This window comes from Kingella potus, from assembly GCF_900451175.1.
GTDB classification, from domain to species: Bacteria; Pseudomonadota; Gammaproteobacteria; order Burkholderiales; family Neisseriaceae; genus Neisseria; species Neisseria potus.
In genome coordinates this window covers 1,311,959-1,336,158 of sequence record NZ_UGJJ01000001.1, presented here as the reverse complement: position 1 = coordinate 1,336,158, position 24,200 = coordinate 1,311,959, and the positions used below count along the sequence as shown (strand labels likewise).

Genomic DNA, 24,200 nt, shown 5'->3' with positions numbered 1-24,200 from the left:
CTTAATGGCGGTGTGCCTGCATACCTGCGGGGGCTTCCGCACCGGCGGGCAGGCCGAAAGTCTCGCGCAGCACCACCTTATAGAAGGCAAACGCCTCTTTCGCACCCTCGATCGCCTCGGCCTGCGCCGCTTCGTCCAGCGGCAGCGCGTTTAAAAGCTCCACAAAAGCCCGCCAGTGTTTGCCGCGCCCTGCGGGATGCGGAGCCAGATGGCGCGCGCCTTTTTCGCCGTCGAAATCGAGTTTCTGCGCGTGTTTGAACAAAAATGCCGCGCCCAGATTCGAGCCTTCGGCGCAATAAAGCCAGCCGATGGCCTTATTGCCGCTTTCGTGCGGCAGCTCTTTGTCGTAGGCATAAGGCTGCTCGCCCAAATCCGCCAAATCCTTCACCACCGCATCATAACGCGCCATGTATTCCAGCTCGGGAATCGCCTTGTTCAGCTCCGCATCTTTATAGATATGGTCCACCGCTTTGTGGAACACCGATTGCAGTTTCAAAAACTTGATGTAATTGGCATTGTTTGCAAACGGCTCGACCGACATCACCAAATTGTCCACGCTGTCGTGGATGGTGGTGGTCTGCTCTTTCAGTTTTTTGGCGAAAGTCAGTTCGCTACGGGTGTCGCTGCTCATAATATTTCCTTTATTTGACGGGTTGTGAAACAGGTTGGCGCAGACGGAAAAGGCCGTCTGAAAAATCAGAAAAAAACGTATTGCTGCAAAAACGGCAGTAATGCAAACGTTTATCCGAACACGGACGGATTATGCCCGACAAAATCCGGAAAGGCAAATATTTTATAATTTCAAGATATTGAAACTTCACGATTTTTTAGTATCACGAAAACATGAAGCAAGAGCCGCGCCACAGAAGTCAGGCCGTCTGAAAATACCGTCGGACAGCATAAAACGCGTGCGTGGCTGCGCCACACACCCTACGCAGATTGGCCTTGTGTAGAGTGTGCCACCCAAAGGCGACGCACGCGTTCTAAAAAAGCGGCAAGCAGCAAACCCGCCGCAGGATGTGCCGCCCAAACGCAAAAAAGCTGCCGCGCAGCTTTTTCTTATTTTCAGACGGCCTCCGATACAGAAAAGGCCGCCTGAAAAAACAACAGCCGCGTGCGTGGCTGCGCCACACACCCTACGCAGATTACCTTGTGTAGGGTGTGTCGCCCAAAGGCGACGCACGCGTCCCAAAAAACCGGCAAGCAGCAAACCCGCCGCAGGCTGTGCCGCCCAAACGCAAAAAAAGCTGCTGCGCAGCTTTTTCTTGTTTTCAGACGGCCTCCGATATAGAAGAGGCCGTCTGAAAAGCCGCACAAGCGGCTTTCTTTCTGTTTGTCAGAACTTCCATTCCAGCGACACGGCATAGTTGCGGCCGGGGGCGTAGAAGCGTTCGAGGCCGGGATAGCCGCCGTAGGTGCGGTTGGGGCCTACGCCTACGGAATTGACTAGGCCGCCGGTGATGTTCAGGCCGCGCAGGCTGTCCCATGTGTGGTATTTGCGGTCAAACAGGTTGTACACGCCCGCACGGAAAGTGAGGGTTTTGATCGGTTTGTAATAGCCGAATATATCGAATATCCAAGCCGATTTGTTCAGATGCGGCCATGTGTCGTAGGTGCACACGCCTTCATCACGCCTTGCGCCGTTACAGTTTTTGTATTTCGCATCGCCCGCGTGTTTCGCTCCCTGATGGGTCAGGCGGGAGAACACGCCCCATTTGCCTGCGGGCTGTTCGTAATCGATTCCGACCACGGTTTTAAAGGGCTGGATGGAGAGCAAATCCGCGTCTCCCGCCAAGCTGCCCCTGCTGTATCCGAGTGTGCCAAACAGTTTCAAGCCCTCGGGCAGCGGCGTAAAGCTGTTCAAATTCAGACGGCCTGTCAGTTCGATGCCGTAGATTTTGGCCTTGTCCATATTCTGCATTTGTTGGAAAGGTTTGTAGCGGTAGGGGTTGGGGCTGTACCAGGGATAGGACGGGTTAGCCTCACGCACCAGCACTTCCTGCTCATAGAGGAAATCTTTGTAACGGGTGTAGTGCAGGTTGGCCGCCAGATTGCCCGCTGCGCCGCTGCCTTGCAGGTTGAGGTTTTGCGTCAGGCTGCGCTCGGCTTTCAGATTGGGATTGGACAGCCATTCTCCTGCCGCGTTGCCCCGGTAGTCGAAGTACATTTCCGAAGCATTGGGGATGCGGAAGCCCGTGCCGATGCTGTATCCGAGTTTCCATGCGTCGTTCAGTTTCGCATCTGCTCCGAGTACCCAGCTCCAGCCTTTGAATGTGCTGTCGGCCGGCTTGGGGGTCAGACAGTTGCGGCAGCTTAGGCCGTTCAAGTCCTGCGGCTGCACTTTGGTGTGGTCGTAGCGGAGGCCGGCATAGCCGGAAAAGGTTTTATTGAACGTAACGCGGTCGTGCAGCGAAAAATTGTATTGCGAGGTTTTGACCGGATACATCATGCTGGACTCTTGGTAGGGAGTCCATGCGCCGCTGACGAAGAATCTGTCTCTGTGCAGAATGTCGAAATCGCGGCGGGAGGCGGCCGCTTTCAGCGAAAACGTGTGCTGTGTTTTCCACAAATCCAAAGGCTGGCTGTCGGCACGCAGCGACAGGCGTTTCAAGCGGGTGGTGAAAATGCGGATGTTGTCGTCGCTGGGCTCGCGTTCGATATATTGGCCACGCCAATCGTATCTCGCGCGGTAGCCTTCGTAGTTGTAGGCGGAAGTAACTGCCTTCTGATAATCGAAATCCGCTTTTACCAAAGCCAGCCAGTCGGAATCGGGGGTAAATTCGTAGAAAGTGTTCCAAGTGCGGCGTTTGAAACGGTCGTCGGATTCGCGGTATGCGCTCTGACTCCAAACGCCGGAATCTTCAATAATGTAATTGCTGCCCTGCTGGCCGCTTACCGACAGGCCTGCATGGTGACTGTCGCTGAAACGCCACGACCATTTGGCAAGAAAGCTGTGGTTTTTATGCTCGGATGCGTCGGGAATCTGGCGGCTGTTGCCGTATTCGCGGGTTTTGCGGCTGTCATCCGGCAGGGTAAATCCGCCATTGCTTTTCATCTCGTGCCCGCGCCTTTGCGAATACATCAGCACCGCCTCGGCTTTCTCACCCTGGTAACCCGTGCCCAATGTATTGACCCATTCGCGGTTTTTGCTGGCAAAGCCGCTGCGCAGCAGGAAACCCAGTTTGTTGTCGGGCTGGACGATGTCGGCGGCGGCAAGGGTGCGGTAATTAACCCCCCCCCCTAAATTTCCGCTGCCCTGGTTGAACGAATCCGCACCTTTGACGATTTCAACGGTGCGTGCAAGCTCGGGATCGATGCTTTGGCGCGAAGTGTTCAGGTTGCCATAGCGTTTGTAGAGCGAATTTTCCTCGGAATCGGGCAGACCCACGCCGTCGATGCTCACGCCGACACGGTTGTCTTCCACGCCGCGAATGGCAAAGCCTTTCTGATGGCGGCCTTGGTCGGCCACGCCCACATCGGGCGAATAGCGCACCAAATCGCGGTTGTCGCGCACCATCTGTTCCTGAATGGTCTCGGCGTTTACCCGCTCCGTCGCCGCAGGCGCGTGGCGGCGGCCTTTCACTTTAACCTGTTCGAGCGTGCCGCTTTGTTCGGCCGGATTGGCCGCGCTGTCGGCAGCGGCATCGGGGGCATCGGCGGCGTAAAGCGTGCCGCTGAAAAGCAGGCCGACTGCGAGCGCGAGCGGCGTGAGTGTGTTGTGGTGTTTCATGGGGTTTCCTTATCAAAACGAATGATTGACGAATAACGGTCTGCACCGGCGCATCCGCCCATTGCGGAACGGTATGCGCCCGGGTGGCACACAGGTAAAAATCCGTCCGGCAATGCCGCTCATTTCAGGGAGGAAGACAAAGGCACACCGGCAAACCGCGTGCCGCTTCGGAAGCACAGCGGAGCAGCCGCTCCGGCCGTTTTCCCGCAAATGCGGCTCCATCCCCGAACGCCGCTTTGCAGACCAAACGGCCCGAATGCGCGGCAGGATTTTCTTTTATGTAATTGTGTTCGTTATTATTTATAATAATGCGGATTATCTACGAAAAGATTACAGAAGACAATTTATTTTTTACAAGGCATAACAAAATATCCGCCCATACTGCAAACGGGTGTGCAGAAAAGGCAAAAGGCCGTCTGAAAACAACATTTGTGCTTTCAGACGGCCTTTGCGCTGCGGTGATTTGAGCTGCGGCAGGGAACGCGTGCGTCGCGGTGCGACACACCCTGCATCGGCAATCCGGATAAGGTGTGCGTGCAAGCCACGCACGCGGTTTTGAATATTAAGCGACGGCTTGTACGGCGGACAATTTGCAAAACGGAGAAAAGGCCGTCTGAAAATCCTGATTCCTCGTGTGCAAAATTCCGTTTGCGGTTTTCAGACGGCCTCTGCGCTGCGGTGATTTGAGCTGCGGCAGGGAACGCGTGCGTCGCGGTGCGACACACCCTACATCGGCAATCCGGATAGGGTGTGTGGGCAAGACACGCACGCGGTTTTGAATATTAAGCGACGGCTTATACGGCGGGCAGTTTGCAAAACGGAAAAAAGGCCGTCTGAAAACCGCAATTTCAGATTTTCAGACGGCCTATTGCTTTGTTTCCCGTCGTTGCCGTGGTGTGGCAAAGATGGTGCCGTGCGAACGGGTCCGGCGCAGATTCCGCGCCGTTTTCACGGCTGGTTTTGCCAAAAAACAAATCCCCCGAATCGTCGGGGGATTGTGTAATGCTTGGCGGAGTAAGAGGGATTCGAACCCTCGATGCAGGTTGACCCCACATGCTTCCTTAGCAGGGAAGTGCCTTCAGCCTCTCAGCCATTACTCCGTGCAGAAAGCGCGGACTATACGCAGGCGCGTCTGCGCTGTCAATCCCGTGGCGGCGGTTTTGCCGGATGCATCCGGTAAGGCAATGACGGAAAAAAGATTAAATATCCGGCATTTTGGAAATCCGCCCGGGCTGCGTCCTGGCCGCGCTGCCCGGGCGGCTCTGTGTTTCGCGAACGGTGTTTCAGAAGGAATAGCCGCGCCCTTCGTAGCTTTGGCGGATGTCTCCGCTGCCGCCTTCGATGCGGTATACGCCGCGCGGCGGCGGGTTGTGCGGTATGCAGCGGCGGCGGTTGTAGCGGTCGTAGTAGCAGTCGTAGCCTGCATAGGCGGAAGCGGGGGTGGCATCGCCGTAGATGACGGTGGTGCCGGGCGGCGCGTTGACGGTAACGGTTTTGTTGATGACGGTGCGGCTTTCTACGGGCAGGTCGATGCGGGCGTAACGGCCGTAGGGTGTGTCGCTGTATTCGCAGGCGGCGCAAGCCAGCGGTAGCAGCAGGGCGGCAATGCGGACGGGATTCATGTTGTTGCTCCAGATTTGGTTTTCAGACGGCCTCTATCCGAAATCAAAGCCTTGCTGCCCGGTGTTTTCCGGGAAACTTTGGCTGTGTATCGGACGGGGTTGCCCGTTTTTTCTGCGGCGGGCGGCAATCAGGCGCATGACTTGGTGTTTTTGTCCGTCGGTCATTTTCAGCCAGTAGAGCCGCTCTTCGCGGCTGCGCAGGCAGCCGACGCAGTAGCCTTTGCTGTCGGTGCGGCATACGCCGATGCAGGGGCTGGGAATGTCGAAGAAATCTGGCTGTTCCATGCGGTGTCTTGTTTGCGTTACGCCGAATAGGGGTTTTCAGACGGCCTGTGCGGCAAGGCACAGTTATGCCTTAAATTTTGATTTTGTCCCTGTATTCTGACATTGTGCGGCAGGCGGGACAACAGGCCGTCTGAAAAAAGCGGGCATAAAAAAGGAACGGCGGCACAGGCTTCCGTTCCAATATATCAATTACCGCCCGCCGTTCAGTTCAGGCATTTCTGTATCCACTCGCGCTGCTGGTCGGGATTGAGCAGTTGGTAGAATTTGTATTGGATGCCCAGCTCGTCTTCGGCAAACTGCAAACCGGTTTCGTAACGTTCGCCGATATAGCGGTGTGCCAGCCGCTCGTCAAACTGGGAATTGGACAGGATGCGCAGCAGGTGGTCGCGGCGGGTGCGTTCGTTGTGGCGGCTTTGCACGTTGTGGCGTTCGACGGCCTGTTTGTATTCGGCGCGCAGGGTGCGCAGCTCTTCGTATTGTTCGTGTGTCAGGCGCAGCTGGCGGATGTCGCAGTTGGGCTGGAAATCCTGAATGGTCAGGGCGGCGGCGGGAAGGAATGGCTGGCAGCACAGCAGGCCGGAAACGGCGGCGGCCCGCAGGAAGCGGCATTGTTTGGGATTAAGCACTTTGTTCTTTCTCGGCTTTGTCGTCAGCGGTTGGAGCATTCGGAAATATACGGGAGCGGCCTGATAAACACAGTATAATAGCCGTAAACTTGGGTAAAACAAACTTCGATTGGCCCGATATGGCGCAATCCTGCTCCCGACACAGCCTCAAAACGGGGATTTTATGTTGCAAAAACGCAATAAATCCTGTTTTTATGCCGTTTGGAACACCCGCAGGCATCCAACCGTTTCCGAAAGAATCCGTATGCAGAAATTCCGTATCGCCCCCAGCATCCTGTCCGCCGATTTCGCCCGACTGGGCGAAGAAGTCAGCCGCGTTATCGAAGCGGGCGCGGATCTGATCCACTTTGACGTGATGGACAACCATTATGTGCCCAACCTCACGTTCGGCCCGATGGTGTGCGCCGCGCTGAAACCCTACGCCTCCGTGCCGATAGACGTACATCTGATGGTCGAACCGGTAGACAGCCTGATCGCCGCCTTTGCCGACGCGGGGGCGGACATCATTACCTTCCACCCCGAAGCCAGCCGCCACATCGACCGCAGCCTCGCCCTCATCCGCGAACGCGGCTGCCAGGCCGGCTTGGTGCTGAACCCCGCCACCTCCGTTTCCGTTTTGGAAAACGTGCTCGACCGTCTCGACATGGTGCTGCTGATGTCGGTAAATCCCGGCTTCGGCGGACAAAGCTTCATCCCGCACACCTTCGCCAAGCTGCGCCAAACCCGCGCCCTGCTTGACGCATACGAAGCACAAAGCGGGCGGCGCATCGCTTTGGAGGTGGACGGCGGCATCAAGGCCGGCAATATCGCCCAAGCCGCCGCCGCCGGTGCGGACACCTTCGTTGCCGGCTCCGCCATCTTCGGCCAAGCCGACTACCGCGCCGTCATCACACAAATGCGCGAAGCCCTCGCGAAATCCGTCTGAAATTAAAGAGAGGCCGTCTGAAAAGCCCCAAAAGGTTTTCAGACGGCCTCAATGACAAATACAAACACGTCCACAGGCAACAGAAAGCAAGCTATGAAATCCCTCGGCCAATGGCTCGCCCACCTCGAAACCGCCCACAGCGGCGGCCTTATCGATATGGGATTGGAACGCGTCGGCGAAGTAAAGCGGCGCATGAACCTCACCCCCGCCTGCCCCGTCATCATTGTCGGCGGCACCAACGGCAAAGGCTCCGTCTGCGCCTTCCTCACCCGCATTTATAAAGAAGCAGGCTTCAAAACCGGCACCCTCACCAGCCCCCACCTGCTGCGCTACAACGAACGCATCGCCCTCAACGCCGAACCCGTTTCAGACGGCCTCATCACCGAATCCTTCGAACGCATCGAAGCCGCACGCGGCGACATCTCGCTGACCTATTTCGAATTCAACACCCTGGCCGCTGCCGACATCTTCATCCGTGCCGGAGTGGATGTCATGATTCTCGAAGTCGGCCTCGGCGGGCGGCTGGACGCGGTAAACGCATTCGACGGCGACGTATCCGTCATCACCAGTATCGACCTCGACCACCAAACCTTTCTCGGCGACACCATAGAACAAATCGGCTACGAAAAAGCCGGCATCTTCCGCAGCGGCCGCCCCGCCGTCTGCGGCCAGAACCCGCCGCCGCAAAGCCTTGCTGCCCACGCACAGGCAATCGGTGCGGATCTGCTCCTGTACAAGCGCGACTACAGCCTCTCCAAACTGGAAAACCGGCAATGGTCGTTCCGCTTCCACCCCGAACACAGCGCCACCTTTTCAGACGGCCTCAAACGCAACCGCAACGCCCTGCCCATGCCCGCCCTGCGCGGCAGCTACCAGCTCGGCAACGCCGCCGCCGCCCTCGCCGCCGTCGAATGCCTCAACGCCAAACTTCCCGTGGACGCAGGCGCAATCAAACGCGGCCTGCTGGCAGCCGAAAATCCCGGCCGCTTCCAAGTGCTGCCCGGCCGCCCCCTCGCCGTATGGGATGTCGGACACAACCCGCACGCCGCCCGCGCCCTGCGCCAAAACCTCATCGGCCTGCCCTTCGCCCAAAAGCGCACCGCCGTATTCAGCATCCTTGCCGACAAAGACATAGACGGCGTGGTTTCCATCCTCAAAGACCAATTCGACATCTGGTACGTCGCCCCCCTGCACCTGCCGCGCGGCATGAGCGGCGAAGCGATAAAAGCCAAACTCGAAGCACACGGCATCAGCGGAATCCGCCTCTTTCCCAGCGTTGCCCAAGCCTACCGCACCGCTTTGGCGGACAGCGGCGAAAATGATAGAATCGCCGCTTTCGGCTCCTTCCACACCATAGCCGAAGTCATGACGGTAACCGACAAACCCACCGGACACCACGCGGCGGGATAAACACATAACGGGCAACAAAATGGCAGACAAACGACTCGATTCCCTCAATGAATACGAACAACTCAAACGCAAAAACCGCCGCCGCCTCGTCGGCGCATCCGCCATGGTGGCCGCCGCAGGCATCGTCTTCGGCCTGACCGTCAACAGCGGCGAAGAAGAAAAAAACCCGCCCGCAGCCGTCGTCCAAACGGAAAACCTCCCCGCACAGAGGCCGTCTGAAAACCCCGTCCGCGAAGCCCGCAGCAGCACAGACAATGCCATCAGCGACGAGGAAGCAGCCGACATCTACCCCATCGCCTCCGAAATAGCCGACATCATCCCGCCCGAAACACCGGAGCCGGCACAGCGCAAAAAAGAAGCCAAACCCGTTTACGAACTCAAAGAAGGCCAGGAAACCGTCGAACAAACCGACGAAGACGGATCCGTACGCACCATCGTCAGAAAAGCCGAACCCCGCACCACCCGCGAACCAAGCCTGCCCGCCGTAACCATCAACAACACCGACAAACAAGCCCAAGAACGCGCCCGCCGCAAAGCCGCCGAAAAACAAGCGCAGGAAAAACGCCTCGCCGCCGAAAAAGCACGCGAAGAAGCACAGCGCAAAGCCGACGAAGCCCGCATCAAAGAAGTCGAACGGCTTGCCGAAGAAAAACGCGCCGACGAAGCCGAACGCCGCGCCGCTGCCCGCGAAAAACGCCTGCGCGAAATCCGGGAAGAAGGGGAAAGGCTGGAAAAACAACGCGCGGAAGCCCAAACCGCCCGCGAAAAACGCAGCGCGGAACGCAAACAGGCCGAAGCACAAAAACAGGCGCTGGCCGAGAAACATGCCGAAGAACGCAGAAAGCTCAAAGAACAGCAGCAGCGCGAAGCCGAAGAAAAACGTGCCGCCGAGTTGAAAAAACAGCAGGAAATCAAAAAGCAGCAGGCAGAAGAACGCAAAGCAGCAGAAGAAAAACGCGCCGCCGAATTGAAAAAACGCCAGGAAATCAGAAAACAACAGGCAGAAGAACGCAAAGCAGCAGAAGAAAAACGCGCCGCCGAATTGAAAAAACAGCAGGAAGCCAAAAAGCAGCAGGCCGAAGAACGCAAAGCAGCAGAGGAAAAACGTGCTGCCGAGTTGAAAAAACAGCAGGAAGCCAAAAAGCAGCAGGCAGCAGAAAAACGCGCGGCCGAACAGAAAACACAGGAAGCCGCACGATTGCAGGCTTTGGCAGAAAAGCACGCCGCCGAGCGCAAACAGCTTGAAGAACGCCAAAAAGCCGAGCTGCGCAAAGCCGCAGAAAAAAAACGTGCGGACGAACTGAAAAAACAGGAAGCCAAAAAGCAGGCAGACGAGAAAAAAGCCGCCGCCCTGAAAAAACAGCAGGAAGCCGCCAAACAGAAAGAAAAAAACACCGACAAAGCCAACCGCGCACAGCAGGCTCTGGAAAACAAGAGCAAGCCCTCCAAGCCCGACCCGCAGGCGATACTCGAAAACCAAAAAGGCCGCCGCGCCATGATACAGACCGGCGCATACCGTTCGCAGGAGCAGGCGAAAAAGGTTCAGCAGCGTCTGGCCGATGCCGGATACAGCGCCGTCGTCCGCGAAGTGGACACGGGAAGCGGCAAAGTCTACCGCGTGCGCACCGGCAGCTTCCCCAATCGGGACGAAGCGGAGAAAGCCCTCTCCCGCCTGAAAACACAAGGCATGGACGGCACCGTCGTTCTCGGCAAATAGGCAACAGGCCGTCTGAAAAAGGCAAACCCGTTTTCAGACGGCCTCCGAACAACTGCAACACAAGGAAGGCTAGGGCATGACCTTATTCGATATTTCCGCCCTCGCGGTCATCGTACTTTCTACCGTGTTCGGCGCGATGCGCGGCATGATAGGCGAAGTGCTGTCGCTGGTTTCCTGGCTGTTTGCCCTGTCAGTAGCCAAACTCGCCGCCGCACCACTGGGTGCAACCCTGCTGTCTTCCGTAAACCCGCCGATACTGGCCACCGCCGCCGGCTTCGTTGCCGCCTTTGCCGCCGTGCTGCTGGCCATGTCCCTGCTGCGCCCCCTGCTGACCGGCGGCGCGAAAGCCGTCGGACTCGGCGGCATCAACCGCCTGCTCGGCGCGCTATACGGCATTGTGCGCGGCGCGGCGGCGGTTACGCTGGCCGTACTGATCTGCGCCTTCACCGACCTGCCCCAAAGCGAAGACTGGCGCCAGTCGTACAGTGCGCCCTTTTTTGAAGGCGCGGCCGAAGCCGCCGTACCCTACCTCCCCGCCTATCTGGCGGAAAAAATTACCCGCAGCGGCGGCTGAACCGCCGGCACAAACCATCCCCTGCCCCGACGGGCGTTTCAACCCTTTTTGGAGATTATCCCATGTGCGGAGTTTTCGGCCTTGCCGCCCACGAACCGGTCAACCAGCTTCTGTATGACGGTCTGCAAATGCTGCAACACAGAGGCCAGGACGCGGCCGGCATCGCCACCCTCAACGGTTCCACCTTCCATATGCACAAAGGCAAAGGCATGGTGCGCGAAGTATTCCGTACCCGCAATATGCGCGAGCTGGCAGGCAACACCGGCATCGGCCACGTCCGCTACCCCACGGCGGGCAATGCCGGCAGCACCGCCGAAGCCCAGCCGTTTTACGTCAGCTCCCCCTTCGGCATCATGCTGGCGCACAACGGCAACCTCACCAACACCGACGAACTCTACCGCAGCGTCTGCGACAAACACCTGCGCCACGTCAACACCGGCTCCGACTCCGAAGTGCTGCTCAACGTGCTCGCTCACGAGCTGCACCGCGAAATCTCGCTTTCAGACGGCCATACCCTCAGCCCCGAACACATCTTCAACGCCGTCGCCCGCCTGCACAAACTCGTGCGCGGCGCATACGGCGTGGTTGCGCTGATTGCCGGCTACGGCCTCCTCGCCTTCCGCGACCCCTACGGCATCCGTCCGCTGGTACTGGGCAAAAACGTCCGCGACAACGGCGAAACCGATTGGGGCGTGGCCTCCGAATCCGTCGTTTTCAACAGCCTTGCCTACGAAACCGTGCGCGACCTCGCTCCCGGCGAAGCCGTCTTCATCTCCGCAGGCGGCCGCCTGCACAGCCGCCAATGCGCGGAAAAGCCCAAACTCGCCCCCTGCCTCTTCGAATACGTCTATTTCGCCCGCCCCGATTCCGTCATCGACGGCGTGTCCGTCTACCAGGCGCGCGTCAATATGGGCGTAACCCTGGCCGAAAAAGTCAGAAGCGAAATCGGTTTGGACGAAATCGACGTTGTCATGCCCATCCCCGACACCAGCCGCCCCAGCGCAATGGAGCTTGCCGCCCATCTGGGCAAACCCTACCGCGAAGGCTTCATCAAAAACCGCTACATCGGCCGCACCTTCATCATGCCCGGACAGGCCACCCGCAAAAAATCCGTGCGCCAAAAGCTCAATCCGATGGACAGCGAATTCAAAGGCAAAAACATCCTGTTGGTAGACGACTCCATCGTGCGCGGCACCACCAGCCGCGAAATCGTCGAGATGGCCAAAGCCGCAGGCGCAAAAAAAGTCTTCTTCGCCTCCGCCGCCCCCGAAGTCCGCTATCCCAACGTATACGGCATCGATATGCCCACCCGTGAAGAGCTGATTGCCAACGGCCGCACAGCCGCCGAAATCGCCGCCGAAGTCGGAGCCGACGGCTGCGTCTTCCAAGACCTTGCCGCCCTCGAAAACGTCATCCGCGCCATGAATCCCGCCATCGAAGCCTTCGACGACTCCTGCTTCAGCGGCTGCTACCTTACCGGCGACATCGACGAGCCCTATCTGCAACGCCTCTCCGCAGGCAAATCCTCCGGTGCCGCCGCCTTCGTCCTCCCCGGCCTGATTGATCACAGCGTCCGCATCGAAGAACACGAAGAATAGGCCGTCTGAAAACGCCGTGCCGGCAACGGATACGGCCCGCTCCGGTTTCCCGCAACAAAAAACAGAAAGAAAACAATGAAACAAACCTCCTGCCTTACCGCCCTCCTCTGCGCAGCCGCCCTCGCGGCCTGCGGCTCGGAAAGCCAAACGCCCGCCGCAGCATCCGCCACGCCCGAAGCCCGCACCGCAGCGGCATCCGCCGCCTCTGTGCCGCAGCAGGAAGCTCCCGCCCATCCTGCTTCTGCCGCCTCTGCCTCCGCTTCCCAAGAAGATCCGGCCTTTAAAGCCGATGCCCTGGCCCTGCTGAAACAAATCGAAGAAATCGGCACGCAAAGCTCCGCCTACCTCGATTCCGAAGAGATGCGTAAAAAAGTCGAAGAAATCAAAACCAGCAAAGACACCGCCCGCAAAAACAGCCTCAGCGTCGAAATCTACCGCAGCAACATCAAAGCCTATCAGGATGCCGTGGCCAAACTGGACACATTCAAGGCAAACGACAAAGAAGTCCTTGCCCTGCGCGACCTATGGATCAAAAAATTCCAAACCGACATCAAGCTCTTTGAAATACAGATCAAAGAAATCGACAGCGGCCTGAGCGACGATCAGATTCAGGAAAAATACAAAGACCTCTACCGCCAAAACCGCGAAATGGCGCAAGATGCGGCCGAACAAAACATGGCATTCTACAAACGCACCCGCTGAATATCAGACAAAAAGGCCGTCTGAAAACGCCGCTTCGGCAATACGGCGTTTTCAGACGGCCTCTCCGTTTGTGCGGCGGTTGGCAAAATCCGTTATACAGCGGGAAACGCGTGCACCGCTATGCGGCACACCCTACATTGGTTCGGCATGGCGGGCAGGCAGCGCACAAGGCGCAAATGCGCCGCAAACCGGCGTTTTGCAGAAGTCTCCGAATACAAACAGGGTGGCACAGGCAAATCATTGCGGATCGATACACCCGCACACGGCAGACATTCCTATATATCAAGACGCACGCTGCCTATATTCCCCATATTTACCGCTGCCGCACGGATAACAGCGCCTGACAAAAAAAGGCCGTCTGAAAATATTTTCAGACGGCCTTTCTGCCTGTGCGGACTAACAGCAGCGTCCGCCGTTTACGCCGCAGCGGCGTTTGCGGCAATAGTCCTGGAACTGCTGCTCGCTCATCACGGGGGCGTTGGGATTATGCCTGCGCTGCCGTGCAACGTAGTTTTCATAATCCGGCACACCCGCCATCAGATTCGCAGTAAGCCTTGCGGTTTTCCACAGGGAGGCAAGCCTGCGTTTCAACGCGGCCTTATGCCTCACTCTGCGCCTCCGCAGGCTGTGTGCCGTCGCGGTAGACCGCCGGGATTTCTTTGGCGGTCGGCCAGCCGACTTTGCGCGCCTTCATGGCAGTACGCAAGCCGTATGCGGCCACAATCACAACCACCGACAGGAACAGGACGGTCAGGCCGGAGTTGACGTAGTCGTTGAGAATCACCTGCGACATTTCGCCCAAGTCTTTGGCCGGTGCAAGCACTTCGCCTTTTTCCAAAGCGGCCTGATATTTGGCGGCATGGGCAAGGAAGCTCACGCGCGGGCTGGAATCAAACAGCTTCTGCAAGCCGGCCCAGCAGGTTACGAACAATACGCCGCACGCGGGTACCAGCGTTACCCACATATAGCGTTCGCGTTTCATCTTCACGAGAACGACGGTACACATAATCAGCGCTACGCCCGCCAGCATCTGGTTGGCAATGCCGAACAACGGCCAGAGCGAGTTGATGCCGCCCAGAGGGTCGGTAACGCCGGTGTAGAGGAAGTAGCCCCACAGCGAAACGGCGATAAAGGTGGCAACGAGGTTGGCGGGAATGGAATCGGTGTTGCCGAAGGGTTTGAAGAAGATGCTGCCCAAATCCTGAATCATGAAGCGGGCAACGCGGGTGCCGGCATCGACGGCGGTGAGGATGAACAGGGCTTCAAACAGCAGGGCAAAGTGGTACCAGAAGGCCATCATGGCTTCGCCGGGAATCAACTGGCTCATGATGTGCGCCATGCCCACAGCCAGCGTGGGCGCGCCGCCTGCACGGGAAAGAATGGTGTTTTCGCCCACTTCTTTGGCGGTGTGCAGCAGCGTGTCGGCTGTAACGGGGAACTTCAACTGCTCGGTAATGACCTGCGCGGCATTGGCAGCATCCGTACCAATCAGCGCGGCGGGGCTGTTCATGGCGAAGTACACGCCCGGGTCAAGCGAAGCGGCGGCGGCCAAAGCCATAATCGCCACAAAGCTCTCCATCAGCATACCGCCGTAACCGATCATGCGCACATGGGTTTCGTTTTCGACCATTTTGGGCGTGGTGCCAGAAGAAATCAGCGCGTGGAAACCGGATACCGCGCCACAGGCGATGGTGATGAACAAGAAGGGGAACAGATGGCCGGAGAACACGGGACCCGAGCCGTCGATAAAATGCGTTACCGCAGGCATTTGCAGCGCGGGATTGACAATCACGATGCCCAAGGCCAGCGCGACTATCGTACCGATTTTCAGGAAAGTGGACAGATAATCGCGCGGCGTGAGCAGCAGCCATACCGGCAAGACCGAGGCGATAAAGCCGTAGATCATAATCGCCCAAGTGAGCTGGATGCCGTCGAGATCAAACCAATGGGCGTAAGAGCTGTGCGCCACGTCTTCGCCGTAGATTACCGCCAGCATCAGCAAAATAAAGCCGACGATGGAAATCTCGCCGATTTTGCCCGGGCGGATATAGCGGGTGTAAATGCCCATAAAGAGCGCAATCGGCATGGTGGCGGCGATGGTAAACGTACCCCACGGGCTGTGGACGAGGGCTTTCACCACAATCAGCGCGAGCACGGCCATGATGATCACCATAATCATCAGAATGCCGATGGAAGCAATCACGCCGGGCACCGTGCCCAATTCCTGTTTCACAATATCGCCCAAAGACTTACCGTCGCGGCGCATGGAAACAAACAACACCATCATGTCCTGCACCGCGCCGGCAAACACCACGCCGAAGATAATCCACAGCGTGCCGGGCAGATAGCCCATCTGTGCCGCCAGCACCGGGCCGACCAACGGCCCCGCGCCCGCAATCGCGGCAAAATGGTGGCCGAACAGCACGCCCTTGTGCGTAGGCACATAGTCCAAGCCGTCGTTGTGCCGCTCGGCGGGGGTAAGGCGGTTCGGGTCGAGCTGCATCACGTTTTTGGCGATATACAGACTATAAAAGCGATAGGCGATACAGTACACCGCGATGGCGGCGGTAACCATCCATATCGCGCTGACCTGCTCGCCCCTGCTGAGTGCAAGTGTGGTAAAGGAGGCCAGGCCGACCAGAACCACAGTGCCCCAAATAAGGAAGGCTTTTAGCAATTTCATGGTTAAATCCTTAAATTTAAAAGAAAATGAAAAAGGTCGGTATGTCGCTCGGCGTGCTGCATCTGCCGGGGCTTTCTTGACGAAGCGGTATTTTCAGATGGTAGTGTGCCGACCCGAACGCAAGATTAACACAAAGCGACATAAGGTGTAGGAAATCGTCGCATTGTTTACACAAAAGGCCGGAACTGGGGCATAACGGACGGATACGGTATGGCAAACGCCGACGGCAGGCCGCTTTCCAAGCGTCGTTTTGAAAAACCGTCGGCGCAAGGCTGCCGCAATAATCAGGAGGCCGTCTGAAAACTGCGTTTTCAGACGGCCTCCTGCTTGAAGACGCTGCTGCCTGCCCTACTGCACGAGCAGGGCGGTTTCGCGGCCGCCGTTTTTGGGACGCAGACGCACGCCGCTGCCCCGGCTGCCGGTTACGGCCAGCACTACGCCGTCGTATTCGCTCAGATGGACGGCGAGGGCGGCATCGCCGTATTCGTTGTAGCGGACAACGCCGCAGTCGGGTGCGCAGTCGGCAGGATTCCAGCGCAGATAGTAGGTTTTGCCGGATTCGACAGCGAGGTTTTCGCCGCCGCTGAGTTTGAAATAGGGGTAGTCGGGTTTGCGGGTGCGGAAACGCCATTCGGCGGTTTTTTCCTGTGCTTTGCCCTTTTCCCAATCGGTTTCGCGGTAGCGGAAGACGGCGCGGTATTCGGTGTCGTAGTCGAGCGGGTCGAGGGGGAAGAGGGCAAACTGCTGTTCGGACAACTGTTTGTTGGGATCGGTGGCGGCGGTGAGGAGGCGGGTGTTGGTGATTTTGCGTTTGCCTTGGAAGAGTTCGAAGGAATGCATTTCGATGAGTACGTCGCGGCCGTTGAAGGAGATGCTGACAGGGTTGCCGCTATATTCGCGGTCGGGCAGGGGGTTGGGGGTTTCGTTGGAGAAAACGGGGTGGGCGAGGCTGCCGACGGGGTATACGGTGTATTCGGGCAAATCGAAGCGGATTTCGTCGCTGTAAAACACCGCCTTGTTGGCACACAGATCGTCGTAGTAGAGGCGTTCTTCTTCAACGCGGGTGCGGCCTTTGCGGCAAAGGCGGTCGCCGTCGCGGTTGCCCTGGTTGACAACGAGGGCATGGCGGTTGTTGCGGCTGGAAAAGCCGATTCCGGCTTCGTTTGCGGCGGGGTCGAGCAGGGAAAAACGGTGGTAGATGGCGGTCATCAGGCCGTCGAGATATTGTTGTTGCAGACGGTGTGCGCCCAGGGGAATTTCGTGTTCGCCGGTGCTGAGGTTTTCCTGTACGCCGAGGTAGAGATAGCCTGCTTTGGCTACCCGCTGATCCGGCTCTTTGCCGCGAAAATAGGGATGGTCGGCATGCTTTTCGTCGTGCATATCGTCGGGGTAGTCGTTGAGATAGCGGGCGTGGTCGGCGGCGGAACGGGCAAGCAGCGGGGAGAGTGAAAAGGGGGCAAGGCCTGCTTCGCGGCGCAGGTGGTTGAGGTAGCCCAGTGCGTCGGTGTGGGCGAAGGGGGCGGCATCCTGTCCGGGACGGGGATAGACGAGCTTCGGCGGATCGCGTTTGAGCAGAAAGGCAGCGGCGGCACAAAGGAGAGCCAGCAGAGCCAGCCAAACCAGCAGGGCTTTGAGCCAGCCGAAGCTGCCGTTTCCTTGCAGTCGGGTGTGTGCCATATCATTCGAGAATATAGAGTCCCACCGCCAGTGTGATAACGGTGAGGCAAAAGAGGAGGACGACGGAGATGACGAATCGTTTCATATGTGTATCCGCAGGCCGTCTGAAAACACCGCACGGCGTTTTTCAGACGGCCTCTGCCTGTCAGCGGTCGGCAAACATATTTTTAAACCAGAGTTTGACGCTGTCCCACAGGCGGCCGAAAAAGCCGGCTTCCTCCACGGCTTCGAGGGCGACGACGGGGCGTTCGGCCAGCACTTTGCCGTCGTAGGAGATTTTGAGTTTGCCCAGCACCTGGCCTTTTTCGATGGGGGCGACAACGGGCTGGACGGTTTCCAATACGGTTTTGACTTTGCTGCCTTCGCCGTGCGGAATGGTTACGTACACCGGTTCGGAAAAACCGACGCTGACGTTGTCCGCCCTGCCTTTGTAAACCTTGGCGGAAGAAACGTTTTTGCCCGCATCGTAGGCTTTCGGGGTGTCGAAGGCCTGCAATGCCCAGTTGAGCAGCCGGCTGCTCTCGCCCGCCCGCGCTTCGATGCTTTCGGTGCCGACCACAACGGAAACGACGCGGCGGCCGTTGCGCTTGCTCGAAGCCACAAGATTGTAGCCCGCGCTGTTGGTATGGCCGGTTTTCAGCCCGTCCACATTCGGATCGCGGTAGAGCAGCAGGTTGCGGTTGGGCTGCTCGATGTTATTGTATTTGAACGACTGCATCGAATAGATGGGGTAATACTTGGGATAGTCTTTGATGATGGCGGCGGAGAGGATGGCGAGATCGCGCACGGTGGTAAGGTGGCCGTCGTCCGGCAGGCCGGTGGCATTGGTAAAACGGGTGCCGTTCATGCCCAGCCGCTTGGCTTCGTCGTTCATCATGGCGGCAAAGCCGGATTCGCTGCCGCCCAGGGCTTCGGCCAGCGTAATGGCGGCATCATTGCCCGACTGGACAATCAGGCCTTTGAGCAGATCGCCCACGGAAACGGGTTTGCCGGCATTGAGAAACATACGCGAACCTTCGGCGCGCCAGGCGTTTTCAGACGGCGTGAGCATATCGTCGGCTTTGAGCTTGCCGCTTTCCAGGGCTTTAAACGCGAGATAGGCAGTCATCAGCTTGGTCAGCGAAGCGGGCTCGACGGGCTTGTCCAAATCCTTGCCCGTGAGAATCTGCCCGCTTTGCAGGTCCTGCACCAGATAGGCGGCGGCGGCGATTTCCGGTGCAGACGAAGCCTGCGGCTTGGGTTCGGCGGGCAGGATGTCTTCCGGCGCGGACGCAGCCTGCTCCGGCGCGGCAGCGGCAGCCGCCGCACCTGCCGCAGCGGGGGCAGCGGCAACGGCGCGTTTTTTATAGCGGTGGTGGCGTTTTTTGTAATTGGCGGCGGAGGCCGTCTGAAAAACGAGGGCGGCGGCAATTGCCGTCAGAACGAGGTATTTCTTCATCATGCTGGGGAAACCGTACGGATTGCGGGTGGGAGAAAGCGGCACGGACACATTGGAGGCCGTCTGAAAACACGCCCTGCGGCAGAGGCCGGGCGGCGCAGCCGTCGCGTGCGCGAAAATCGGGCATTATACCCACAGCCCCCGTATTTGCTAACTTTTTCTTGCCTTTGCCCTGCGGCGCAGGTATGGTTTTACCTTTCGTAAAATAACTTAACAACATCATGGACACCCGCCATTCCCACTACCTGACCGCCATCCTGACCTCCTCCGTTTACGGCGCGGCCTCCGAAACCCCGCTCGAACCCGCCCGCAGCCTTTCAGGCCGTCTGAAAAACAACATCCTGCTCAAACGCGAAGACCTGCAACCGGTTTTCTCTTTCAAAATACGCGGCGCATACAACAAAATGGCCGCCCTCGGTGAAAACGAACTCAAACGCGGCGTCATCACCGCCAGCGCGGGCAACCACGCGCAGGGCGTGGCCCTGTCGGCACAGAAACTCGGCTGCGAAGCCACCATCGTCATGCCCGAAACCACGCCGCAAATCAAAGTGGACGCAGTCAGGGCGCGCGGCGGCAAAGTCGTCCTCAAAGGCACTTCCTACAACGATGCCTACGACCACGCCATGCAGCTCGTCGCCCAAAGCGGCCTCACCTACATCCCCCCCTTCGACGATCCCGCCGTGATTGCCGGACAAGGCACCATCGGCATGGAAATCATCCGCCAGCATCCCAAAGCGGTGGATGCCGTATTCGTCCCCATCGGCGGCGGCGGGCTGGCGGCGGGCGTGGCCGCATTTATCAAAAACGTCCGCCCCGAAATCAAAGTCATCGGCGTGGAAACCCGCGATGCCTGCGCCATGAAGCAGTCGCTGGATGCGGGAAAACGCATAGAACTCAAAGATGTCGGCCTGTTTGCCGACGGCACCGCCGTCAAAATCGTCGGCGAGCACACCTTCGCCCTCTGCCGCGACCTGCTCGACGAAATCATCCTCGTCGACACCGACGACATCTGCGGCGCGGTCAAAGACATCTACGACGACACCCGCAGCATTGCCGAACCCTCGGGCGCACTCGCCCTGGCCGGCCTCAAAGCCTACATCGCCCGCGAACGCTGCGAAGGCCGCACCCTCATTGCGGTCAACAGCGGCGCAAACATGAACTTCCACCGCCTGCGCCACGTTTCCGAACGCAGCGAACTGGGCGAAGGCAACGAAAGCATTTTTGCCGTGTCCATCCCCGAACAGCCCGGCAGCTTCCTCAAATTCATCAACACCCTGGGCAACCGCAGCATCACCGAGTTCAACTACCGCTACGGCGACGACGCCACCGCCCACATCTTCGCCGGCATCCAAACCACCGGCGCGGACGACCGCCGCACCATCGCAGCGGAACTCACCGCCGCCGGCCTGCCCAACACCGACCTGACCGAAGACGAAATCGCCAAAATCCACATCCGCTACATGGTGGGCGGCCGCAGCCACAAAGTACGCCACGAACACCTCCTCAGCTTCGAGTTTCCCGAACGCCCCGGCGCGCTGCGCCACTTTCTCAACCATATGCAGAGCGGCTGGAACATCACCCTCTTCCACTACCGCAACCACGGCGCGGACTACGGCCGCATCCTTGTCGGCATCGACGTTCCCCCCGCCGACGAAGCCGCCTTCGCCGCCTTTCTGCAAAACGTCGGCTACGTCTGCGAAGACCAAACCGCCAACGCCGCCTACCGCCTGTTCCTGAAATAAATCCGCTGCTTTTTCAGACGGCCTTTCACTCATCGGGAACGCGTGCGTCGCTGTAGCGACACACCCTGCGGCTGTTTGCAAAGATACGTGCATTCGGGACGGCACTCTGCGGATAGCCGCTGCCGTCAAAGTAGGGTGTGTTGCCTAAGCAACGCACGCGGTTTTCATATCACAGAGGTTGTCTTGGCTGACAGAAAACAGAAAGGCCGTCTGAATGAACTGCACCCCAAAAGTTGGACACCATCCCCCAACTTATGAGGTGCAGTTTCAGCGGGCTGTTTTTTATATCTGGCACCCTCTAATCCCGTTTGATTAAATCAACTATTTGGGTCGGCATCATTCAAATTAAATTACCAAAAAATGATTAAATATGGTGCAAACCGTCCAGACAAATCAGAAACGCCGAACCGTCTGTTTTCAGACGGCCTTAAAGCGTTTGCGCACGGGATATGCCGTCTGAAAACCAAAGACACGGCAAATGAAAGCTGTCATAATTGCCGCGCAGTTTTTAACTCCCACAAAGGAAAAAACATGAAAACCATCCAATCGCTCTCCATTGCCGTTCTGACCGCCGCCATTCTGGCTGCCTGCGGCGGCGGCGAAAAATCCGCACCTGCTGCTTCGCAGCCGCAAGCGCAGCAGGCACAAAGCGGCGAGAGTGCCGGTATGTCCGCCGAATTGTCCGCCGTGATCGAAAACTATCCCGCCATCGATCCCGTGCTGACCCAGCCGATTGAAATCTCCGACAAAAAATCCCCCACCGGCCTGAAAGAGCTGAAAAAATTTGCCGATCTCTCCTCCGGCCCGCTGATGCGGGAAGCCTTGTCCATGCAGAAGAAAATCCAGTCGCAGGTTCGTGCCCAAAAATCCGACAAGCCTTCCGACGAGCTGTTGGCTTCGGTTAAAGAAATGGGCAGCCTGATGGAAAAAATGAAACAGGAAGTGTCCGCGCTGAACCTGCAAGACCCTGAAATCAAAACCGTATCCGACCGCTCCCTGCTGGCCAGTGAAACCGCCTATAAAATCATTTCATATACGGTTGACAATGCAGACAAAATGAATGCAGGCGAGAAATCCCAGGCCTTTATGAACGCGTTCAACGGCAAAACCCGCGAAATGCAAAAAGCCCTGTCGGAAAACCAGCGTATCGTGGGCGATGCCGCGCGCAAGCTGTCGGAGAAATATTCCAAATAAAAAGCCATAAAGCCCCCAGAGGCCGTCTGAAAGCCGCAATGCGGTTTTCAGACGGCCTTTCGCTGCGGCCGGAAACGTGTGCACTACTGTGCTGCATACCCTGCCCGTGATGCAGCCGGCAGGACGGGTGTTTTTATTGCTTTGTGCCAAACACTGAGGCTGTCTGAAAACCTTGTAAAACGGTTTTCAGACGGCCTCTTTCTCCGCTTTTTTGCCGGAAAGGCACGTTGTGTGCAGCCTTGCGCGGCAGCGTGCGCACAGCATCCGCTCTTCTGCGCCTGCGCAAACTTTGCGGGCGAAACGTTTGACAGGGCGGCGCGAAATGTCTATAAACCCGCCCTGTTTTTCCCTTTGCACCCAGTATCCCACCATGCAAAAACTGCTTTTTTTCTTCGTTTCCCTACTCTGCCTCGGCCGTGCTTTCGCCGTCGATCCCGCGCAGCTTCTGCCGCCGGAAGAGGCGTTTGTGCCGAAAGTTCATGCCGAAGAAAGCGGCGTGCGTTTGGAATTTAAAATTGCCGACGGCTACTATCTCTACCGCGACAAAATCTCCGTTGCCGCCGAGCCGCAGGCCGCATTCGGCCCGGCGGCGTATCCCGAACCCGGCAAAGTGAAGGAGGACGAATTTTTCGGCCGCCAAACCGTGTACTACCACAAGGCGGAAGCCGGCTATCCCTTCAAAAACGGTGCGCCGCAGGGCGGCTACAAGCTGACTGTGATGTACCAGGGCTGCGCCGATGCGGGCGTGTGCTATCCGCCCAGCGAAACCGTTTTCGATATTTCCGGCCCGGGCGAATACCGGGTTCAAGCCGCCACCGAGAAACCTTCCGCCCGCTTTACCGCACCGCAGCCGGCGGAGGCAGCAGGAGGCGGCCTGTCTGCCCCGCCGGAAAACTCCGCAAGCAGCCGCTTCAAACTTTCGCGGGACACTCTGAACGCCAACCTGTTGGCGTTTTTTGTCGCGGGCATCGGCCTGAGCTTTACCGCCTGTATGTACCCGCTGATTCCCATTGTGTCCGGCATCGTCATCGGCGACAAAAACGCCTCCAAAGGCCGCGCCTTTATGCTGACCCTCGTTTACACCCAGGGTCTCGCCCTTACTTACACCCTCGTCGGCGTGATTGCCGGTACGACGGGCGCGCTGCTTACCGTCTGGCTGCAGCAGCCCGCCGTCGTTCTCGCCGCCGCCGGCCTGATGGCCGTCCTCGCCCTCTCTATGTTCGGCCTGTTCAACATCCAGCTTCCCTCATCCGTGCAGAGCTATTTCCAAAACCAGAGCAACAAATTCTCCGGCGGCAAAATCGCCGGCGTATTCGGCATGGGGATGCTGTCCGCCCTCATTGTCGGCCCTTGTGTTGCGCCGCCGCTCGCCTTTGCGCTGGGCTATATCGGCCAAACCGGCGACGCGCTGCTCGGCGGCCTCGCGCTCTACGCCCTCGCTTTGGGCACCGGCGTGCCGCTCATCCTTATCGGCACTTTCGGCGGCCACATCCTGCCGCGTGCGGGCGACTGGATGAACGGTGTGAAATACGCTTTCGGCTTTATCCTGCTGGCTGTTGCCGTCTATCTCGCCACCCCCTATCTGCCCTATGCCGCCGCAGCCGGCGGCTACACCCTGCTGCTGCTCGCGCCCGCCGTTCTCCTGTTATACGGGCTGAACAAGCGCAAAGGCCGTCTGAAAACCGTATCCGCCGTCCTTGCCGCTGTTCTGATCGCCGCAGGATCGTGGTTCGGCCTCCAAAGCCTGCGCGGGCAAACCACGCCGCTGCACGCTTTCCTGACCCTGCATCCCGCACACGGGGTTTCAGACGGCCTCAAGCACAAGTTTACCGATGTGGCCGAACTCAAAGCCGCCATGGATGCCGCCCTGCGTGCCGACCCGTCGGTGCCCGTCATCTTGGATTTTTATGCCGACTGGTGTATCTCGTGCAAAGAGATGGAAGCCTACACCCTGCACACGCCCGAAGTGGCCGCCGCCGTGCCGATGGACAGGTTTTTCCAGGCCGACGTAACCGCCAACAGCCCCGAACACCGCGCCCTGCTGAAAGAATACGGCCTCTTCGGCCCGCCGGGCGTATTCGTTGTCAAAGCCGGCGGCAGCCGTGGCGAAGCCCTGCTCGGCTTTGCCAAGCCGGAAGAATTTATCGCGTGGTATCGGAAAAACGCGCATTAACAGCCGACAGGCCAAGCAAAGGCCGTCTGAAAACCCGTTTGCAGGTTTTCAGACGGCCTCTTCAATACTATTTTTCATAGCAAACAAATAAAAAGCCGGCACTT

Annotated in this window: 18 protein-coding genes and 1 tRNA gene; 9 read left to right on the top strand and 10 right to left on the bottom strand. The window is 58.3% G+C overall.

The features are described 5' to 3' along the window. Position 1 precedes the first annotated feature (1 nt). The 6 genes from DYE40_RS06170 to DYE40_RS06140 form a co-directional block, all read right to left on the bottom strand. On the bottom strand, positions 2-631 hold the full coding sequence (locus DYE40_RS06170; protein WP_115308188.1) for a biliverdin-producing heme oxygenase: 630 nt from the start codon (positions 629-631) through the stop codon (positions 2-4). 705 nt (positions 632-1,336) lie between these two features. After that, positions 1,337-3,730: a TonB-dependent hemoglobin/transferrin/lactoferrin family receptor gene (locus tag DYE40_RS06160; RefSeq protein ID WP_115308186.1), complete on the bottom strand. Its 2,394-nt coding sequence runs from the start codon at positions 3,728-3,730 to the stop codon at positions 1,337-1,339. 1,007 nt (positions 3,731-4,737) lie between these two features. After that, positions 4,738-4,830, bottom strand: a tRNA-Ser gene (locus DYE40_RS06155). A gap of 183 nt (positions 4,831-5,013) precedes the next feature. After that, entirely contained in the window at positions 5,014-5,352 is a 339-nt protein-coding gene (locus tag DYE40_RS13270) for a hypothetical protein (protein WP_425451177.1), read from the bottom strand. 33 nt (positions 5,353-5,385) lie between these two features. Next, positions 5,386-5,637, bottom strand: a complete 252-nt coding sequence (locus DYE40_RS06145; RefSeq protein WP_115308185.1) for a DUF1289 domain-containing protein — start codon at positions 5,635-5,637, stop codon at positions 5,386-5,388. A gap of 203 nt (positions 5,638-5,840) precedes the next feature. Then, on the bottom strand, positions 5,841-6,263 hold the full coding sequence (locus DYE40_RS06140; protein ID WP_115308330.1) for a Spy/CpxP family protein refolding chaperone: 423 nt from the start codon (positions 6,261-6,263) through the stop codon (positions 5,841-5,843). A gap of 244 nt (positions 6,264-6,507) precedes the next feature. Between DYE40_RS06140 and rpe the strand changes: the two genes are divergently transcribed. The 6 genes from rpe to DYE40_RS06110 all read left to right on the top strand — a co-directional run bounded on the left by rpe (position 6,508) and on the right by DYE40_RS06110 (position 13,189). Beyond that, the gene (rpe, locus tag DYE40_RS06135; protein WP_115308329.1) at positions 6,508-7,188 is read left to right on the top strand and encodes a ribulose-phosphate 3-epimerase; all 681 of its coding nucleotides are present in this window, start codon (positions 6,508-6,510) and stop codon (positions 7,186-7,188) included. Between the two features lie 93 nt (positions 7,189-7,281). Then, positions 7,282-8,598: a bifunctional tetrahydrofolate synthase/dihydrofolate synthase gene (gene folC, locus DYE40_RS06130; protein ID WP_115308328.1), complete on the top strand. Its 1,317-nt coding sequence runs from the start codon at positions 7,282-7,284 to the stop codon at positions 8,596-8,598. A gap of 19 nt (positions 8,599-8,617) precedes the next feature. Beyond that, positions 8,618-10,315, top strand: coding sequence for an SPOR domain-containing protein (locus DYE40_RS06125; protein WP_115308184.1), 1,698 nt, complete (start codon positions 8,618-8,620; stop codon positions 10,313-10,315). A 76-nt stretch (positions 10,316-10,391) separates the two neighbouring features. Further along, on the top strand, positions 10,392-10,889 hold the full coding sequence (locus DYE40_RS06120) for a CvpA family protein (protein WP_115308183.1): 498 nt from the start codon (positions 10,392-10,394) through the stop codon (positions 10,887-10,889). 62 nt (positions 10,890-10,951) lie between these two features. Further along, positions 10,952-12,487 carry an amidophosphoribosyltransferase gene (purF, locus tag DYE40_RS06115; protein WP_115308182.1) on the top strand — a complete coding sequence of 512 codons (1,536 nt, stop codon included), beginning with the start codon at positions 10,952-10,954 and terminating at the stop codon, positions 12,485-12,487. A 75-nt stretch (positions 12,488-12,562) separates the two neighbouring features. Beyond that, entirely contained in the window at positions 12,563-13,189 is a 627-nt protein-coding gene (locus DYE40_RS06110; protein WP_115308181.1) for a hypothetical protein, read from the top strand. A gap of 396 nt (positions 13,190-13,585) precedes the next feature. Here the strand turns inward: DYE40_RS06110 and DYE40_RS06105 are convergent, their stop codons facing one another. The 4 genes from DYE40_RS06105 to DYE40_RS06090 all read right to left on the bottom strand — a co-directional run bounded on the left by DYE40_RS06105 (position 13,586) and on the right by DYE40_RS06090 (position 18,990). Beyond that, positions 13,586-13,780: a YbdD/YjiX family protein gene (locus tag DYE40_RS06105; protein WP_115308180.1), complete on the bottom strand. Its 195-nt coding sequence runs from the start codon at positions 13,778-13,780 to the stop codon at positions 13,586-13,588. Positions 13,781-13,787: 7 nt separating this feature from the next. Continuing rightward, the gene (locus DYE40_RS06100) at positions 13,788-15,872 is read right to left on the bottom strand and encodes a carbon starvation CstA family protein (RefSeq protein WP_115308179.1); all 2,085 of its coding nucleotides are present in this window, start codon (positions 15,870-15,872) and stop codon (positions 13,788-13,790) included. A 348-nt stretch (positions 15,873-16,220) separates the two neighbouring features. Further along, on the bottom strand, positions 16,221-17,549 hold the full coding sequence (locus DYE40_RS06095; protein WP_115308178.1) for a CAP domain-containing protein: 1,329 nt from the start codon (positions 17,547-17,549) through the stop codon (positions 16,221-16,223). 145 nt (positions 17,550-17,694) lie between these two features. Next, entirely contained in the window at positions 17,695-18,990 is a 1,296-nt protein-coding gene (locus DYE40_RS06090; protein WP_115308327.1) for a D-alanyl-D-alanine carboxypeptidase family protein, read from the bottom strand. Between the two features lie 218 nt (positions 18,991-19,208). Between DYE40_RS06090 and ilvA the strand changes: the two genes are divergently transcribed. From ilvA to dsbD, 3 genes are all read left to right on the top strand, one after another. Further along, complete coding sequence (gene ilvA, locus DYE40_RS06085; RefSeq protein WP_115308177.1) at positions 19,209-20,729, top strand: threonine ammonia-lyase, biosynthetic; 1,521 nt, start codon at positions 19,209-19,211, stop codon at positions 20,727-20,729. A 531-nt stretch (positions 20,730-21,260) separates the two neighbouring features. Further along, positions 21,261-21,923 (top strand): hypothetical protein, encoded by a 663-nt coding sequence (locus DYE40_RS06080; RefSeq protein ID WP_115308176.1) that lies wholly within the window; start codon positions 21,261-21,263, stop codon positions 21,921-21,923. A 370-nt stretch (positions 21,924-22,293) separates the two neighbouring features. Next, entirely contained in the window at positions 22,294-24,096 is a 1,803-nt protein-coding gene (gene dsbD / locus DYE40_RS06070; RefSeq protein ID WP_115308174.1) for a protein-disulfide reductase DsbD, read from the top strand. The last annotated feature ends 104 nt before the right edge of the window (positions 24,097-24,200 follow it).

Coding starts and splice junctions, on each gene's coding strand:
- DYE40_RS06170 (WP_115308188.1), bottom strand. CDS start 631: ATGAGCAGCGACACCCGTAGCGAACTGACTTTCGCCAAAAAACTGAAA.
- DYE40_RS06160 (WP_115308186.1), bottom strand. CDS start 3,730: ATGAAACACCACAACACACTCACGCCGCTCGCGCTCGCAGTCGGCCTG.
- DYE40_RS13270 (WP_425451177.1), bottom strand. CDS start 5,352: ATGAATCCCGTCCGCATTGCCGCCCTGCTGCTACCGCTGGCTTGCGCC.
- DYE40_RS06145 (WP_115308185.1), bottom strand. CDS start 5,637: ATGGAACAGCCAGATTTCTTCGACATTCCCAGCCCCTGCATCGGCGTA.
- rpe (WP_115308329.1), top strand. CDS start 6,508: ATGCAGAAATTCCGTATCGCCCCCAGCATCCTGTCCGCCGATTTCGCC.
- folC (WP_115308328.1), top strand. CDS start 7,282: ATGAAATCCCTCGGCCAATGGCTCGCCCACCTCGAAACCGCCCACAGC.
- DYE40_RS06125 (WP_115308184.1), top strand. CDS start 8,618: ATGGCAGACAAACGACTCGATTCCCTCAATGAATACGAACAACTCAAA.
- DYE40_RS06120 (WP_115308183.1), top strand. CDS start 10,392: ATGACCTTATTCGATATTTCCGCCCTCGCGGTCATCGTACTTTCTACC.
- purF (WP_115308182.1), top strand. CDS start 10,952: ATGTGCGGAGTTTTCGGCCTTGCCGCCCACGAACCGGTCAACCAGCTT.
- DYE40_RS06110 (WP_115308181.1), top strand. CDS start 12,563: ATGAAACAAACCTCCTGCCTTACCGCCCTCCTCTGCGCAGCCGCCCTC.
- DYE40_RS06100 (WP_115308179.1), bottom strand. CDS start 15,872: ATGAAATTGCTAAAAGCCTTCCTTATTTGGGGCACTGTGGTTCTGGTC.
- DYE40_RS06095 (WP_115308178.1), bottom strand. CDS start 17,549: ATGGCACACACCCGACTGCAAGGAAACGGCAGCTTCGGCTGGCTCAAA.
- DYE40_RS06090 (WP_115308327.1), bottom strand. CDS start 18,990: ATGATGAAGAAATACCTCGTTCTGACGGCAATTGCCGCCGCCCTCGTT.
- ilvA (WP_115308177.1), top strand. CDS start 19,209: ATGGACACCCGCCATTCCCACTACCTGACCGCCATCCTGACCTCCTCC.
- DYE40_RS06080 (WP_115308176.1), top strand. CDS start 21,261: ATGAAAACCATCCAATCGCTCTCCATTGCCGTTCTGACCGCCGCCATT.
- dsbD (WP_115308174.1), top strand. CDS start 22,294: ATGCAAAAACTGCTTTTTTTCTTCGTTTCCCTACTCTGCCTCGGCCGT.